Source organism: Kiloniella laminariae (assembly GCF_027214005.1).
In the GTDB taxonomy this organism is placed as follows: domain Bacteria; phylum Pseudomonadota; class Alphaproteobacteria; order Kiloniellales; family Kiloniellaceae; genus Kiloniella; species Kiloniella laminariae_A.
Map to the genome: position 1 here is coordinate 1 of NZ_JAPWGY010000012.1, position 15,619 is coordinate 15,619.

Annotated in this window: 13 protein-coding genes; 4 read left to right on the forward strand and 9 right to left on the reverse strand. The window is 51.2% G+C overall.

Annotated features, from left to right (window positions below; all coding sequences use genetic code 11):
* Window positions 1-206: 206 nt before the first annotated feature.
* From O4H49_RS18925 to O4H49_RS18940, 4 genes are all read right to left on the reverse strand, one after another.
* Complete coding sequence (locus O4H49_RS18925; protein WP_269425012.1) at window positions 207-1,133, reverse strand: methylenetetrahydrofolate reductase; 927 nt, start codon at window positions 1,131-1,133, stop codon at window positions 207-209.
* A gap of 68 nt (window positions 1,134-1,201) precedes the next feature.
* Complete coding sequence (locus O4H49_RS18930; RefSeq protein ID WP_269425013.1) at window positions 1,202-1,504, reverse strand: virulence factor; 303 nt, start codon at window positions 1,502-1,504, stop codon at window positions 1,202-1,204.
* A 30-nt stretch (window positions 1,505-1,534) separates the two neighbouring features.
* Window positions 1,535-2,155, reverse strand: a complete 621-nt coding sequence (locus O4H49_RS18935; protein WP_269425014.1) for a DUF1638 domain-containing protein — start codon at window positions 2,153-2,155, stop codon at window positions 1,535-1,537.
* Between the two features lie 35 nt (window positions 2,156-2,190).
* Window positions 2,191-2,883, reverse strand: coding sequence for a corrinoid protein (locus tag O4H49_RS18940; RefSeq protein WP_269425015.1), 693 nt, complete (start codon window positions 2,881-2,883; stop codon window positions 2,191-2,193).
* A 355-nt stretch (window positions 2,884-3,238) separates the two neighbouring features.
* On the opposite strand from O4H49_RS18940, the gene O4H49_RS18945 reads away from it, so the two are divergent.
* Complete coding sequence (locus tag O4H49_RS18945) at window positions 3,239-6,139, forward strand: ATP-binding protein (protein WP_269425016.1); 2,901 nt, start codon at window positions 3,239-3,241, stop codon at window positions 6,137-6,139.
* 189 nt (window positions 6,140-6,328) lie between these two features.
* Window positions 6,329-7,198, forward strand: a complete 870-nt coding sequence (locus O4H49_RS18950; RefSeq protein WP_269425017.1) for an endonuclease/exonuclease/phosphatase family protein — start codon at window positions 6,329-6,331, stop codon at window positions 7,196-7,198.
* Between the two features lie 27 nt (window positions 7,199-7,225).
* Here the strand turns inward: O4H49_RS18950 and O4H49_RS18955 are convergent, their stop codons facing one another.
* Window positions 7,226-8,197: a DMT family transporter gene (locus tag O4H49_RS18955; protein WP_269425018.1), complete on the reverse strand. Its 972-nt coding sequence runs from the start codon at window positions 8,195-8,197 to the stop codon at window positions 7,226-7,228.
* A gap of 114 nt (window positions 8,198-8,311) precedes the next feature.
* Between O4H49_RS18955 and O4H49_RS18960 the strand changes: the two genes are divergently transcribed.
* The gene (locus O4H49_RS18960) at window positions 8,312-9,214 is read left to right on the forward strand and encodes a LysR substrate-binding domain-containing protein (protein ID WP_269425019.1); all 903 of its coding nucleotides are present in this window, start codon (window positions 8,312-8,314) and stop codon (window positions 9,212-9,214) included.
* Here O4H49_RS18960 and O4H49_RS18965 read toward each other — a convergent pair.
* The 3 genes from O4H49_RS18965 to O4H49_RS18975 all read right to left on the reverse strand — a co-directional run bounded on the left by O4H49_RS18965 (window position 9,201) and on the right by O4H49_RS18975 (window position 12,983).
* Window positions 9,201-10,172 carry a zinc transporter ZntB gene (locus O4H49_RS18965; RefSeq protein WP_269425020.1) on the reverse strand — a complete coding sequence of 324 codons (972 nt, stop codon included), beginning with the start codon at window positions 10,170-10,172 and terminating at the stop codon, window positions 9,201-9,203. The two genes, O4H49_RS18960 and O4H49_RS18965, sit on opposite strands and share 14 nt — an antisense overlap.
* A gap of 239 nt (window positions 10,173-10,411) precedes the next feature.
* Window positions 10,412-11,206: a ferredoxin--NADP reductase gene (locus O4H49_RS18970; RefSeq protein WP_419715243.1), complete on the reverse strand. Its 795-nt coding sequence runs from the start codon at window positions 11,204-11,206 to the stop codon at window positions 10,412-10,414.
* 730 nt (window positions 11,207-11,936) lie between these two features.
* Window positions 11,937-12,983: a glutathione S-transferase C-terminal domain-containing protein gene (locus tag O4H49_RS18975; protein ID WP_269425022.1), complete on the reverse strand. Its 1,047-nt coding sequence runs from the start codon at window positions 12,981-12,983 to the stop codon at window positions 11,937-11,939.
* 175 nt (window positions 12,984-13,158) lie between these two features.
* On the opposite strand from O4H49_RS18975, the gene O4H49_RS18980 reads away from it, so the two are divergent.
* On the forward strand, window positions 13,159-14,076 hold the full coding sequence (locus O4H49_RS18980) for a LysR substrate-binding domain-containing protein (protein ID WP_269425023.1): 918 nt from the start codon (window positions 13,159-13,161) through the stop codon (window positions 14,074-14,076).
* A gap of 58 nt (window positions 14,077-14,134) precedes the next feature.
* On the opposite strand, the gene O4H49_RS18985 is transcribed toward O4H49_RS18980, so the two are convergent.
* Complete coding sequence (locus tag O4H49_RS18985) at window positions 14,135-15,604, reverse strand: MFS transporter (protein WP_269425024.1); 1,470 nt, start codon at window positions 15,602-15,604, stop codon at window positions 14,135-14,137.
* Between the last annotated feature and the right edge of the window lie 15 nt (window positions 15,605-15,619).

Here is a 15,619-nt window from a genome sequence, read left to right on the forward strand (position 1 = left end):
AAAACCGATTGCAAACTCTTTCGTGGCGGAACTGACGATCGTGCGGGTCATCGTGTGTGGTCTCCGTTTTGCGGGCAACTGCGGCAGGCCCAGGTATAATAAAAGTTGCCTGATCTTATCAGGACTGAAGTATTACAATGACACTGATGGGCTGTGAAGGGCGCGTATTCGCGACAGATCACAGCCCGGACAAAAAGATATTTTGTCTAGCCGATGTCGCGGTTGACCTTGAAGCCCTTGCCTTTGGCATCCAGCGTGAAGTCACCGTCTGTAACAGCATAACTCCAGGCGGCTGATTTTTTCATCCCGCCCAGTGGGTACATGTGAACTTTCTGGATGCCGCAGTTTGGATCTTCTGCATGATAACGGGCAAGGTCCATGACCAGCTTATCAGGTGCATTTACGGTCATCAGCTTGGCAATGTTGCGGGCCTGTTTGGTCAGCACACGCATGGAGGCCCCAACACCACAGGCTTTGGCGTGGTTCAGCAGGGTTTTCAGGGTTGCCAGGCCGGGAACGCCGATATGAATCGGCAGCTTGTTGCCTTCAGACTGGATTTTCTTGTCCCAGGCAATGATTGGCTCGGCTTCAAAGCAAAACTGGGTTGCAATGTAGATGTAGGCGTCTGAACGTTCCTTGAAGGAGTTCTTCCAGCTCAGGGCTTCTTTCAGTCCGGCAGTGGAAATATCAGGACTTCCTTCCGGGTGACCAGCCACGCCAATCGATTTGATGCCATGCTTGTCAAACAGCCCGGTTTCGAGCAACTGCATCGAACTTTCAAATTGCCCCAGCGGCTTGTCAACGGCACCGCCGAGGGCAACAGCATGTTCAATACCGACTTCGCCCTGAAGGGTAATGAGATAGTTTTCAAAATCGGCAAGTGAGGGAATGGACCGGGCAGCGAAGTGCGGCATTGGTACAAAACCTTCTGCTTTCAGACGCTTGGAGGTCGAAACAGTATCGGCAAAATCGGAACCGGGTAAGAAGGTAACAGCAATTTCGGTCCCGGGACGCAGATGTTCCCGATAGTCAGGGGTTTTTGCGGCTGAACCGGGGGTGGTTTCAATTGTGAAACCTGTCATGAAATCAATGATCTGTTTCTTGACGACTTCTGCGTTGAATTCTGTACTCATCTCTTCGACCTTAATAAGCGGCAATTATTTCTGTCACTATCCGCGTTATTTTTTTTGCTTACTTAAGCTCAGGCGTCTTCCAATCCACCGTTAGCGACGAGACTGTCAAGACGGCTGTCAGGATAATCCTGCTCGATCTTGCTTGCCATGGCTTTGGCTTCTGCTTCAAGGTCATCGCCGCAGTCAGTAGGGTCGCTCCGGCGCCAGTGTTCCAGATAGGAGTCGCTGTCGCGCAGCTTGGCTTTCATTGCGGCCCGATCGATGGCTTTTTCAAAGCGTTCTTCAAGCTGGACCTTGGCATTTTGCCGTCCGGCCTTGACGATGACCTGGGCAGGGATGTCCCGCCAGTAAACCAGGGTTAGTTTTGCCATGTGATTTTACTCCAAGGTCATTTGTGTGGGTTATTGGCTGGCGTTGGCCATTAGTGTGCCGAGCTCACCATATCCGGTGAAACGGTAGTGATATTCCAGGCCGATTTTATCCGCAGCTTCGCGGGCTTTTTTCTGCAGCTCTGGATCTTCGGTCTGTGCCAGATAGACCAGTTTGGTATAATTGCCGAAATACATCGGTAAAAGTTCGGGGTGTTTACTGATGCCCATCCCGTCCATGATCAGGGTATCAAAGTGGCGGGTCAGATAGTCGGTGAGGTAAAAGCAGGTAATGTCATTGTCATGCATCTCGTCAAAGGATTCGAGTCCGGTAAAGAATGCATAACAGTGGACACCATCAATGCGCTTGATGCCTTCTTCCTCAAGAACCCGGTCCAATTCGCCGCCTGTACCACAATCACCATAGACGACAATAATGTTGCCATAGATATCTTTGTTTTCGCGGATTTTTTCCCGGACACCGTTTGGAATTTTGTCGGGAGTATTGTGCCATATTGCCGGAAGACAGGTGATTTCCAGATGATCCCAGCCATTGATTCGGTTCAGGGCAACAATTTCCCGTGCCACAGCACCACAGGCGATAAGGAGAGTTTTATCCCCCTTATCTTTTATGTCTGTGGCTTGCTGGGACATGGTATTTTATCCTGGCCTGTCCCTACATATAAGGATCAGGCCGCGTTGTGACGGCGTTTGATTGCTTCTTTTGCAATCTCAACCGCGACAGCAGCATCACGACAGTAATGGTCTGCGCCGATAGCTTCGCCGAAGGCTTCGTTCAGGGGCGCGCCGCCAACCAGTACGATGTAATCGTCACGGATACCTTTTTCTTTCAGGGTATCAATCACGACCTTCATGTAAGGCATGGTTGTGGTGAGCAGGGCGGACATGCCGAGAATGTCTGGTTTGTGCTCTTCCAGGGCTTCGAGGTATTTTTCGACCGGGTTGTTGATCCCCAGATCGATCACTTCGAAACCGGCACCTTCCATCATCATGCCGACAAGGTTTTTACCGATGTCGTGAATGTCACCTTTGACAGTTCCGATGACCATCTTGCCAAGCTTGGGTGCGCCAGTTTCAGCCAGCAGGGGACGAAGAATGCCCATGCCGCCTTTCATGGCGCCGGCAGCAAGAAGAACTTCCGGTACAAAGAGAATACCATCACGGAAATCGACCCCGACGATACGCATGCCTTCAACCAGTGCTTTGGTCAAGACATCATAAGGTGTCCAGCCGCGTCCGAGCAGAATGTTGACACCTTCAAGGATTTCGTCCTTCAGACCATCATAAAGGTCATCATGCATCTGCTGTACTAGTTCGTCGTCATCCAGCGTGCTCAGATCGAGATCATCTTCTTCAGACATGGTCGTATTCTCTCATGCAAAGTTAATTGTTCAGTGTCAGTTCTTGTGCACGGCCTAAATCGGGCACCCTCCCGCTGACACATATCACCTATGTTATAGCGACAAAGCAAGAGGTGTGCATGTTCGATTTGCGACGCTCACTTTTCCTTTGACGAAATTGTGACAAACAATTGTTAAATATGTCATGAATTCGTCAAGGCAATGCGACAGTTTTTAACCATTTGATAAGTCTTGGGCTGTAGAGCTAATGTATCGTGGTTTTGGAGCGTGTTGCCCGGTCTTTTCCGGGGGGGATGTCGTATTTCGCAATCCTGTCTTTCAGGCAGGCGATATAAAAAAGAACGGGAAATATATTGTGCTTAAGGGCGGCGCGGGTCAACCTGAAGGCAAGGAACAGCCTAGGAAACCAGGGAATATCAAGAATGATGATATTTCCCGTGATGATATCAAGAAAGAGACAGCAAGAACACTTTCCGTTCGGAACTTGCGGAACCGTGCTGTCCAGCTGAATGTTTTCGCCTTTTTACTTTCTGCTTTGTTAATCGGTCTCTGGGTTAAAAGTACCTATGATGAAGTTGCGGCTGAAGTTGATACCCAGGTCCAGACCGCCCTTAACAAGATGGCATTGCCACTTGATCTGTTTCTGGGAAGGGTGGAGAGCAAACTCGGCCAGGCTGAATGGTCCGGGTTAAGCAGCAACAACCTTCATCTTGCACCTTTGTCCATTCCCAAAGATGACGTTTTTGACCAATGGCAGTATATTACAATCCTGGGTAAGACCGGTGCTGTTCTTCCCGGGTGGCCTGTTATTCCCCTGCCTGCCCAAAAAGAGCTGGATGAAATGATTTTGCGGGTTTCTGTCCGGGAGCGCGCAATGATCAGTTTGCCCTATCAGTACGATGGACAGTGGTTTGCTACGGCTATTCGCCCTGGCATGGAAAGTTTGCAGTTTAACAACGATTTTATTGTTTCAAGTTTCAAGATAAATGATTTTCTCAACTGGTGGGCGATTCTGGGGCTGCCAAAGGGATCTCTGATCTCAATCCAGACGTCGGATCAGCGCCTCTGGCTGGATGATCATTTTTCCAATGATCTGGTTGGCCGAAGGACCCCGTATAAAGCGGGCGATTTTTATAACGAACGCCCGCGGGTGATGACTGACCTTGATGGTGTGGAGCGCATCCTGCTGGGCAGAGAGCTGAGCCGCTTTGGGCTTACGGCCGTTGTCGGGGTTCCTTCTGATTTTGTAAGCCAGATCTGGCGTGACCGTTACTTTGCCTCTGTCGGGTTTGCCGTCCTTGCCTGTCTGATCATGATGACCGTTCTCTTTGTTGGTGGCCGCTCGATTGTGGTGGAAGCCAGACGTCGGGAAGGGGCGGTTTCGGCCCTGAAAGATAGTGAACGCCGTTTCAGGGATATTGCTGGCGCGGCAACTGACTGGTTCTGGGAAATGGGGCCAGAATTGAGGTTTTCTTTTGTGTCACAGCTTCAGGAATGGAACCTGTTGGGGAAAAGCCTGATTGATCTTCAGGGGCAGGATCTTGCTGATGGCAGATTGTTGAAAACACTTGAAACCAGGCAAGCCTTTCGCGACCTGGAACTTCTGGTACCTGATCTTGCGGGGACTCCTCGAATCATCAGATTAAGTGGCGTGCCGATTTTTGATGAAGAGGACGAATTTATCGGCTATCGCGGGGCTGGAAGTGATATTACGGAACGCCGCCTTGACCAGCAGAAGATGGCAACAGCGCATGCCAGGCTTTTCAGAGCTTTTGAAAGCTTTTCCGGAGCCGTAACCCTGTATGACGAGGAAGATAAGCTGGTTGCCTTCAACCGTCGCTTCCAGGAAATATTTTTCCCGGGACGTCCCATGGCGATCAGGGTGGGGATGACCTATAAGGAAGTAATCGTCTCCTATGCAAATACCGGACAGGACCCGCGGAGCTTGGAACAGCAGGATCGCTATATTGAGACATTGTTGCAGCGACGCGGGAAAAGAAACCGTGAATTCCGCCTTACCGAAGATGTCTGGCTCAAGGTAATTGACCACAGAACACCAGAAAACGATCTCTTTACCGTTTATACTGATATCAGCGATTTCAAGGCTCGGGAACAGGAACTGCTTGACCTGAGTAGCGAGAACCACAGGTTGGCGGCGGCTGTCAGTTCGACGGACGCGGGAGTACTCATTGCTGATGCTACAACAGCGAACTGTTCGGTCGTCTACATCAATCCGGCCTTTACCCGCCTGACAGGGTATAATCTGGCAGAAGCAAAAGAGCTGCACGCGGGGTTCCTGCAAGGCCGGGAGACAGATCCCAAGGTTCGCAAGCAACTGGAATCAGCCCTGCAGGACTATCATCATGTCTGTATTGACATGCTGAATTATCGTCGGGATGGAAAGACCTTCTGGAACCAGTTTGATCTCAGTCCTATTTTTGCCGAAGATGGTACGATCCAGTATTTTGTCTGCGTGATGCACGACATCTCCAGCCAGAAGGAAGTGGAAAAAGAGCTTACAGTTCTCAAGGAAAGTGCCGAACTGGCCAACAGGACAAAATCAGAGTTTATGGCCTTGATGAGCCACGAGTTGCGCACCCCCCTCAACGCCATCCTCGGGTTTTCAGAAATATTGGCGAACGAGATGTTCGGTCCTTTGGGGAGCCCTCGCTATAAAGACTATGCCCGCGATGTGAATGAGTCCGGGACACATCTTCTCGACCTGATTAATGACATACTTGATCTGTCAAAAGCTGAAGCAGGAAAGATCGAGCTTGTCGATGAGTTGCTGGACCTGAATTCGGTGGTCCAGCGCTGTAGCAATATGCTGTCCGATCGGGCGGTTCAGGCCGGGCTGGAGTTTTCTCAGGATCTTGCCGAGGATCTGCCCGTGTTGAGGGGGGACGAGCGCAGGATCAAGCAGGTGCTTATCAACCTGATATCCAATGCCCTGAAATTCACCCCGGCCGGGGGGGCAGTGAGCGTCATGTCACGCCTGAGCGAGCGAGGCATTGAGCTTGTGGTCCGTGATAATGGTATCGGTATGTCGGAGGATGATATTCCCAAGGCTCTTGCGCCCTTTGGACAGGTGGATTCCAGCCTGAGCCGAAAACATGAGGGGACAGGGCTTGGACTGCCTCTTTCCAAGCGACTGACAGAAATGCACGGGGCTGACTTTGTGCTGGAAAGTACACCTGATGTGGGGACGGTTGTTACCCTGATTTTCCCGATTGAAAAACAACGGATGACGGCTTGAATGTCTTTAATAACCCCGGCATTCGGGCGCCAAGGGAAGGTGCCGAAATCCAAGCCTTGGCATCGTGCACTCAAGCGACATCGGATTGACGGTTAAGGTTAATTTTTCTGACAAATTCTGTTGTAGGTCTTGTCCAGGATAACGTCATCCTTCAGTCAATTTTACTACAAGAACGAGCAGGCGGTTTTTATGCGATTTGTGACCTATAATATTCAGTATGGGGTGGGCAAAGATGGCAGGGTTGATCTTGCCCGGATTGCAACAGAGATCGGGGATGCTGATGTCATTGCCTTGCAGGAAGTTACCCAGTTTATGGAACGGGGGGGCAATCTGGATCAAGTTGCGGAGCTGGCGGCTCTGTTCCCGGAGCACTACTGGACCTATGGACCGGCAATGGATGCGGATGCTTCCTACCGGGATGAGGCAGGCAGGCTGGTCAATCGACGGACAACCTTTGGGAACATGATCCTGAGCAAGACGCCTGTTCTGTCAAGCCGTCATCATATGCTGCCTAAAATCAGGTTGTTAAACCAAATCAGCCTTCAACGCAGTGTGATCGAAGCGGTAATTGAAACAGCTTCCGGTCCCTTGCGTGTCTATTCGCTGCATCTGGCCCATGCCTCGGTCGAAGAACGTCTGTTGCAGATCGAGCGTTTACTCGCGATTGTCAAACAGGCACCAGATGAGGGAGGTGTTGTTTCTGCCGGACCGGATACAGAGCTTTGGTACAGCAATGGCCAGTTTATGCCGATGCCGGGCAGGGCAGTTGTCATGGGTGACTTCAATATGGACCCGAGTTTTACCGAATACGACAGGATCTGTGGCTCGAAGGAACACTTTGTCGGGCGCAGCCTGCCTGCCGGGGGACTCATTGATGCCTGGGTTGCGACAGGTGGCGCAGAAGACACGGGCGGAACCTGTTTTTATGACGGCAGGCTGTACCGGCTGGACTATTGTTTTGTCACAGAGGACCTTGTACCCGCACTTTGCTCACTGAAGGTTGGGGATGAAGCGCAGGGGTCTGATCATCAGCCGCTTTATCTCGAGATCGGGATCTGACCAATCTTTAGGTCGCGCCGCTGGGTATTACGGCCAGAGCAGGATGAGAATGCCACAGGATACCAGGATGACCCCGGCAAGTTCTCTCCTGCTTAGTCGCTCCTGAAAAAAGAGGTAACCGATCATCAGGGTAAAGATCAGTTCGATCTGTCCCAGGGTGCGAACGTGCGCGGCATTTTCCAGGGTCATGGCGGCAAACCAGCCTGCCGAGCCAAGCATCCCGGTGAGGCCGACCCAGATTGCCGCTTTCCAGTGCTGCAGCACACGGCGGAGGATTTCAGGCTTGCGCACCAGAATATAAAGCCCCATGGACAAGGTCTGGAAACCCGTGACCCAGACAAGCGTATAGGCTGATTGCAAGAGAAACCCTTCGCCCCCCAGCGCAAGAGACGCTGCCCGATAGGCAACAGAAGAGAGGGCAAAGAGGGCACCGGCAGCGACCCCGGGCAGAACAGTTTTGTTTTGTAAAAACGCAGCGAGAGTAATGTTATTGGAAGCTTTATTGTTGATGGCACTTTTCCCGCTCAGGGCGAGGACGCCGACAAGGCTGACAAGAATACCGGACAGAGCCTGAAAGCTTAAGGCATCACCCAAAATTACAATACCAAAGATTGCGGCCTGAACGGCCTCGGTCTTTGTCAGGCTGGTACCGACAGCGAAGTTTCTTTGGCCAAAGAGCCAAACCAGGAGCGCCGTGGCCAGGATCTGGGCTGTGCCACCAACAACGCAAAAGAATAAAAAGCGAAAATTTGCGTCAGGTATCAAGCCATTCTGAACCTGACCATCGCTGCCAATGCCGCCGCCAATACCATTACCAATATCTGCCAGACCGCTGTGACTTAACAAAAGCAGATAAAGCCATGTAAAAGGCGCAGCATAAAGAAACCGGACATATGTTGCTCCGGTAGTATCAAGCCTTGCGCGCAGATGTTTTTGCAAGGCGGTACGGACATTCTGAAACAATGCTGCGGCGATGGTGATGGGAATCCAGAGTTCCATTGTATTCCAGTTTTAGCTTAGCTTATGAAGTGGCTTGCGTTTAGTGGAATAGGCGCCTTAAAATTGGGGTAATCAAATTCGAAATATTGTCATCTATATAAGAAAATCTAATATATGATTTCTGATCAGCTTTATCCTCTTTCGGCGCTACGTGCCTTTGAAGTTGTAGCGCGTCTGCGCAGTGTTTCTGCCGCAGCAGAAGAACTGCTGGTGACCCAGCCCGCTGTGACACAACAGCTGAGGAAGCTTGAAAACTATCTGCAATATCGTCTTGTCGAGCGTGCCTCGGGGAGCAGCGGTATCCAGCTTACTGCACAGGGAGAACGCCTGGCTGCCCCGCTGCACTCAGCCTTTGGCATGATCCGGGATGTCCTGCGTGAAGCGAAACAGGGTGATCATCACGTAACCCTGGCCGTGCTGGGAACCTTTGCGCAATATTGGCTGATACCGCGGTTGGCTGATTTGCAAGAGAGATACCCGGCGGTTGACCTTCGGCTTTTGACAAGTTCCCGGATGGCAGATCTTGACCGCGGGGATGTTGATCTGGTGATCCGGCCGCTTTCTGGAGATCACAAACCGGATACTGCAGTCCTGCTGATGCCGGATGAGGCGCGGTTGGTAATGTCGCCGGCTTTGCATCAGCAAAAACCGGTGAAGCAGGTGAATGATCTCCGGGAGCATGTTCTGATCCGGGTGGCCAGTTCACCTCGGGATGGTGACTGGCCTCGCTGGCTGGAGCAAGCTGGGGCTTCGGATTTTCAGCCAAGAGGCTGGCTTTCTTTCCAAACCTCGAGCCATGCGCTGGAAGCTGCGATGGGGGGCGCCGGGGTGGCAATCGGCCACCGCCCTATGGTGCTTGATGCCTTGCGCTCCGGACGTTTGATCTCGCCGCTGGATTTCTGCATTGATGAAACGGCAGGGAACTATCTGATCATGACACCTGGCAGGGCAGGAGATCGGCAGGTGCAGCAGCTTTACGAGTGGCTGCAAGCACAGGCGGCTGTCAAAACCATTTGAATTTTTTGAAAATAATAACCTGGGCGATCACGGTCAGGACCAGAATGCCACTGAAAATCCAGAAGGCATTGGCGTTGTCCGTTCCTGGAATACCCCCGATATTAATGCCAAGAAGTCCGGTAAGAAAACCAAGTGGCAGGAAAATTGCGGCGATAACGGACAAGACGTACATGTTCCGGTTCAAACGATCAGCCAGCATGTTGGCAAGCTCGTCCTTGACGATCTGTGAGCGTTCCCGGATGGCGTCGAGATCTTCGACATAGCGGGTCACATGGTTATAGCTTTCCTGCAGATTGCGTTTGTGTCTTTCGTTCAGCCAGCTGATATCAGACATGCGCAGCTGCTCTATCGCATCGCGTTGCGGGGACATGTAACGGCGAAAAATAATCGCCTGTTTGCGAATGTTGACAATTCTTTCTCTCAGCGAATTGTCTCCGGATTCAAGGACCTGTTCTTCTGTGTCGTCTGTAGCTTCATCCAGTGCTAACAGCACTGGTTCCATCCGGTTGAACAGCTGGGTGATCAGCATGCAGATAAATTCTCCGGAATCTTTTGGGCCTTTGCCAAGCAAGAGTTTTGCCTCGATATCCCGGGCGGCTTTAAGACTGCGCTTCCTTACAGAGATGATCCGGTGCTTGTCGACCCAGAGACGGATGGAAACCATATCTTCGGGATCGGCATTTTCATTGAGGTTAACGCCACGCAGGATCAGCAGCACGCCGTCATTTACCGGGGTCATACGCGGGCGGGTTTCTTCAGCCAGCAGTGCATCAATGATAAAGGGGTCGAGGTAGTCAGTTTCGCTTTCCAGCCATTTTTTTGTATCGGGATGATTGGCATCCATATGGACCCAGGCCAGCCGTTCATCCCTGATCAGCTGCGATATCGCCTGTCCTTCCAGCGCTTCTGCGCCGCCCTTGCCATCAAATCCATAGGCGAGATGTATAAATTTACTCATATGTCCGGGCGCTCATATTAGATCGGGTGAAACTGACTGCAGACGAATTGTTCGATTGATTACATAAGGATAATGATTTTTATCCGATTTTGGACAGATTGCACAGCACTTTGATGGGCGGGAAGGCACGGGACCCGAAGGTAAAAAACAATCCAGTGCATCTGGAAACAAGAAAAGCGGCCCTGGAGAGCCGCTTTTCTTGTTTTTTTCAGAATGTCGCCCGGGTTTTTTGCTCGGGCTTAGCCGACAAAGGCTTTTTCAATCACATATTCGCCGGGGTGACTGTTGGCACCTTCGGTCAAGCCTGCTTCTTCGCAAAGTTCTGCACAGGATTTCAGCATTTCCATTGAACCACAGATCATGACGCGATCCGTTTCAGGGTTCAGGGCTGGTGTTCCCAGATCTTCGGTGATCTTCCCTGAGCGGAACAGTTCGGGAATACGCCCCTTGCGGATAAAGTCTTCGCGGGTCACGGAATTATAGTATTTGAGTTTTTCGGAAACCAGTTCACCGAGGAATTCGTGGTTGTAGAGATCCTGAACCAGTTCTTCGCCATAGACAAGTTCTTCCTTGTAACGGCAGGAGTGGATCAGCACGACTTCATCGAATTTGTCGTAGGTTTCCGGGTCGCGGATCACGCTGGCAAAGGGAGCAATGCCGGTGCCCGTGGACATCAGATAAAGACGTTTGCCTGGCACAAGCGCATCGAGAACCAGCGTGCCTGTTGGCTTTTTGCCCAGCAGGACCATATCGCCAGGTTTGATATTCTGCAGACGAGAGGTCAGCGGGCCGTTCGGAACCTTGATTGAATAAAGCTCAAGAGTCTCATCCCAGGCGGGGCTGGCAATCGAGTAGGCGCGCAAGAGTGGCTTGCCATCAATCATCAGGCCGATCATGACAAATTCGCCGGTGCGGAAACGGAACGACGCGGGCCGCGTAATCTTGAAGGAAAATAGTGAGTCCGTGTGATGTTTTACAGACAGAACTGTCTCGCCGGTTACCGACTTGGGTAAGGGTTTGTCTGTGATATCCATAACGTCGCCTGGTGCCGGTTCTGCGATTGCCAATTGTTCAACAGCCATTAACTGCTCCTGCTTACTCTCTGCGATAGCTTCAGGACTGAAGCTTCTGTCTTGTCACAAACTCTGATCCAGATCCGGACAGCTGGTATTTTCAGCGTCCTGGATAATTCGGTATCAGCACTGACCTGGATAAGTCCCGAAGGTTTCGATTAAGAAACATCAAAGGGATATCTAAGCATTTGTTCCTTTTTGGCAACTCTTTTTATAAAGCCGCCAGACTTCGCCTGAAGGAAAATCGTTCCTGCAGGCCAGTTTGTACCATAAATATGGTAATTTGCACGTTGCATTCCATTATCATTTAACACATTGGATGTTGTTATCAAGTATATTTTCCACAAAAAAATAGTACTTAAATTTTATGTTGATTTAATCAATTGAAAAATAAAGAAACATTATTAACATATATTTGATGTTATTAATGTGATTTGGCATGCTTAAATTGATGGTGCGACAATATTTCACAGTCTGATTGATGTTTCTCCCTTATCAGACAAGATGGCAGCTGGTCTGAAGGCTATCCGGTGAATAGCCCGGGGTGGGGTTATCGATCGCATGGTGAAATAGGGGGCGTGCATTGTTACAGTGTTAAGGAGCCTATTCCAGGAAGAGGGGGAATGTAAGAGCCGTTTCCAATAATTGGCAGGAGCCACATTGTGCCAAATCAGAATTAAATCCGTGCAATTTAAATCCGGAATAATAGAGACAGGGGGATTTTCTCGCCAGACCGGGTCATTATCATTGCAGAAGACAGTTTTTCCCTGTTGTGGGGGGCAAGCCAGTCAGCAGCCGGGGCAACGGGGATAATACCTGTAGGATTGTGGCTTGTGTCGTTTTTGTAACTGGCGTCACGGATCATGCTGAAATCAACGCTGCTGAATATAACTGGCCAGGAATAGAGTTCCCTGCTGTAGGACCAGAGCGACGGATAATCAATCAATCGCTGTTTCGTGCAGCGGTGCAGATGGTAATAGACCGAATCAAAGCGTACCAGGGTTGTAAAGAGCTTCCAGTCCGAAGCGGTGATGATGTCACCAAACAGAAACCTGTTTTCTCTGAGATGGTTTTCCAGCTCATCCAGTTCAGAAAAAACATCATCAATCGCAACGTCATAAGCCTCCTGGCTTTGAGCAAATCCAGCCCGGTAGACGCCATTCCCCAGACGATGATAGATCCTTTGGTCCAGTTCTTTCATCTCAGATTCAAGCTTGGCAGGAAAGAAGCTGTAATCCACTCCTGCAGGAATGAGAAAGGCTGAGGTGGCATCAAAGGCCTGCATGATCATTGCTGATTCGTTGCTGATGATTTTCTGCTGCCAGCTGTCCCAAAGCAGAGGGACAGTTACCCGTCCTGTATAATCGGGTACGCTATGGCTATAGAGCTGATGAAGATGCTTTATCCGGATCCCGTCACGAGACAGCGGGATTTTTTGTGAGCCCGGAATTTGCCAGTCTGCCCCGCCATTTATGGCATAGCCTTCCAGACGCGGTCCGTGGGCGAGGTGAAGGGGGATATAGTCTTGCAGCTTCATAAGATGACGCAGGATCACGGCCCGGTGTGACCATTGGCAACTGCCGGAGGCGATCAGATGATAGCGTCCCGGTTCCCGGATCAGCCCCTGGATAACCTCTGTCGGAATCTCTTGTGCATAGATACTGGCCGGTCGTACAAATACACCCGATTGAATGATCTGGTCTTCTTCCTGCCAGAGTCCCTTGACTAACATACCCATCTGCTGATCTTTGCCTTATTTAGTCATGAATTTGATTCAGTGAATTGATTTTAAAGGAATTTTCTGTAATTTTTCGGCGCTCTGCTGCCTGACGATCCACCATCCCCGGAAAATAACAGGGCTGGTGAAAAAATACTGTTCTCAAGATCGTGGGTTTTGGTCTATATGAACGACCATGAACAAATTGCCCTTAAATGCCTTGCGCGCCTTTGCTGTTGTCTATGAAACCGGGGGGATTCGCCCCGCGGCGAGACAGCTCGAGATTACTCATTCATCAGTGAGTAAACATGTACATGAACTGGAAAACTGGATTGGCGTTCCCCTGCTTCTCAAGGAAGAAGGAGTCCGGGCATTACAGTTCACGGCCCAGGGAGAGATGATCGGTCGTGCGGCGCTGGAGAACATGACGGCGCTGGCCCAGTCGGTTGAACAGGTCCGCGAGAACCGCCGGGGAAATGCGGTGATGGTTTCGACCACGCCTTCTTTTGCTGCCCGATGGCTCTTGCCGCGATTACACTCTTTTCATGAGGCCTTCCCCTGGATCGAGCTGTCGGTTATTGCCGAACAAAAACCGCTGGATCTGTCCGAACAGGGCGTAGATCTTGCCATTCGGATGGGGCAGGGGCCGTGGGAAGGATACGACTGCCATCCCTTGATGGATGAACCGCTTTTCCCTGTGATGAACACATCCTACTGGCTCAAGTCTGGCCGCCCGACCCGTCTGTCCGAGCTCGCAAAGTTACCCCTCTTGCATGATCGCGACCCGCGTGCGGGATGGGCGGAGTGGTGCGAAGCTATGAAGGTGGGGGATATTGATACCAGAAGCGGGGCCCGTTTTGTTTCCTCTGACCTGGTTTTGCGGGCAGCGGTTCAGGGCCTGGGGGTGGCATTGGCCCGGGGACGTCTGGTCGAGGATGATCTGGCCAGTGGTTTGCTTATCCGCCCTTTCGAGGGGGAAGAAAAAATTCTCAAGGATGCCTACTGGATTGTCTTGCCCCGGGTTGAAAGGCAAAGTCTGGCTGTTTCCAAGGTTGTCACCTGGCTGCAGGAACAGGTCACTTCGACCAAAGGGGCCTTTACTGCCGATAGCTGAACGCTCCGGGACAGGATGTTATCCTTAGCTGTCCCGGAGCCTTTTCCGATGGTCTGATCTATCTACTGTCCTGTTGTGGCAAAACCCGCCGATGCCAAGGGGTGTGATCAGCCATGATCGAGACGAGAAATGCTATGGCGATCAGTAATGTTGCGGTGGCAAAGGTTATCTGCATACCAGTGGCGATGGATTGGGCATCTGCAGATGTGATATTTTCTGAAGCTGAAGCCAGTGCGAAGACAGCCCCCATGGCAGAAGCACCCGTAATGAGGCCAAGGTTGCGCGACAGGTTAAGCATACCGGAAATCACGCCTTTTTGATCTGGCTCGACAGTCCCCATGACAACTGTGTTGTTGGATGCCTGAAACAGTTGATATCCGGGGGTAAGGACGGCGATGGCTATAATGTAACCAGTCATCCCGAACAGGGATGGCAACAGCGATAGGGCCAATGAACCTGCCATCATTGTTAAGAGCCCGGCTCTGATCATAAAGGGGGCGCCATAATAATCGACCAGGCGCCCGGCAGGGATACCGCTTATGGCAGAGATTACCGGGCCGGCAGACAGAACCAGGCCCACGAGGGCTTCATCAAGAGCAAGTGTGCGCGAGAGATAAAAGGGGCCGACCACCAGTGTTGACATCATCACAGTGGAAACAATCACATTCAGGCCCAGGCTTGAACTCAATGCAGTTTTTCGAAACAGGGATAACCGGATAAGGGGAGACTTGCTTTTTGATTCAACAAGCACAAAAAATCCGGTTCCCGACACGGCGGCTAAAAACAGGCACAGATTGAGGCGGCCAAACTGTCCGTTTCCAAGTGTCACTGCCAAAGCATAGGCAGCAAGCGTCAGGCCAAGTATGGCAGTTCCCAGACTGTCAAAGCCCTGTTGTTCCTTCCCGCCTGCCTGCCTGTCTCGGGGCAGGGTGAAGTAGGTAAGGACAAAGCTGAGGATGCCAAGTGGTGCCATAGCAAGAAAGAGGAACTGCCAACCGGGACCGGAAAGTATAAGCCCACCAAGGGATGGTCCAAGCGCAGTACCAACCGCGGACATGGTTCCAAGTAGCCCCATGGCGCTGCCCATCCGTTCCTTTGATACTGTCTCGCGGACAAAAACCATTGTAAGGGCCATCATTATCGCGGCCCCAAGTCCCTGAACTGTCCGGGCTGTGATCAATATCCAGAGCTCTGGTGCCAGACCACAAAGGACTGATGCTGCTGCAAAGAGAAAGATCCCGGTCAGAAAAACCCGTTTATGTCCAAAAAGATCAGCAATCCGTCCTGCGGTTACAATTGTGATGGTAATGGCAAGAAGATAGGCGATGATCACCCATTGGACTTCCTGAAAAGATGCAGCGAAAATCTGGGCCAACGTCGGCAGGGCGACATTCGCAATACTGACGCCGAGAGAGGAGAGGAGCATCGAGAGGGAAAGGCCAGCAAGTGTCAGGCGTGGTGAAGATATCGGCCTGTCCTCTTTGACACCGGTTATTGCTTTACTGTGGTCTGAATGGGCTTTTTTCAATTTATGCTCCGTTAT

Excerpts from the sequence above, each read along its gene's own strand:
- O4H49_RS18925 (WP_269425012.1), bottom strand. The coding sequence starts at position 1,133 with ATGAGTACAGAATTCAACGCAGAAGTCGTCAAGAAACAGATCATTGAT.
- O4H49_RS18930 (WP_269425013.1), bottom strand. The coding sequence starts at position 1,504 with ATGGCAAAACTAACCCTGGTTTACTGGCGGGACATCCCTGCCCAGGTC.
- O4H49_RS18935 (WP_269425014.1), bottom strand. The coding sequence starts at position 2,155 with ATGTCCCAGCAAGCCACAGACATAAAAGATAAGGGGGATAAAACTCTC.
- O4H49_RS18940 (WP_269425015.1), bottom strand. The coding sequence starts at position 2,883 with ATGTCTGAAGAAGATGATCTCGATCTGAGCACGCTGGATGACGACGAA.
- O4H49_RS18950 (WP_269425017.1), top strand. The coding sequence starts at position 6,329 with ATGCGATTTGTGACCTATAATATTCAGTATGGGGTGGGCAAAGATGGC.
- O4H49_RS18955 (WP_269425018.1), bottom strand. The coding sequence starts at position 8,197 with ATGGAACTCTGGATTCCCATCACCATCGCCGCAGCATTGTTTCAGAAT.
- O4H49_RS18960 (WP_269425019.1), top strand. The coding sequence starts at position 8,312 with ATGATTTCTGATCAGCTTTATCCTCTTTCGGCGCTACGTGCCTTTGAA.
- O4H49_RS18965 (WP_269425020.1), bottom strand. The coding sequence starts at position 10,172 with ATGAGTAAATTTATACATCTCGCCTATGGATTTGATGGCAAGGGCGGC.
- O4H49_RS18970 (WP_419715243.1), bottom strand. The coding sequence starts at position 11,206 with ATGGATATCACAGACAAACCCTTACCCAAGTCGGTAACCGGCGAGACA.
- O4H49_RS18975 (WP_269425022.1), bottom strand. The coding sequence starts at position 12,983 with ATGGGTATGTTAGTCAAGGGACTCTGGCAGGAAGAAGACCAGATCATT.
- O4H49_RS18980 (WP_269425023.1), top strand. The coding sequence starts at position 13,159 with ATGAACAAATTGCCCTTAAATGCCTTGCGCGCCTTTGCTGTTGTCTAT.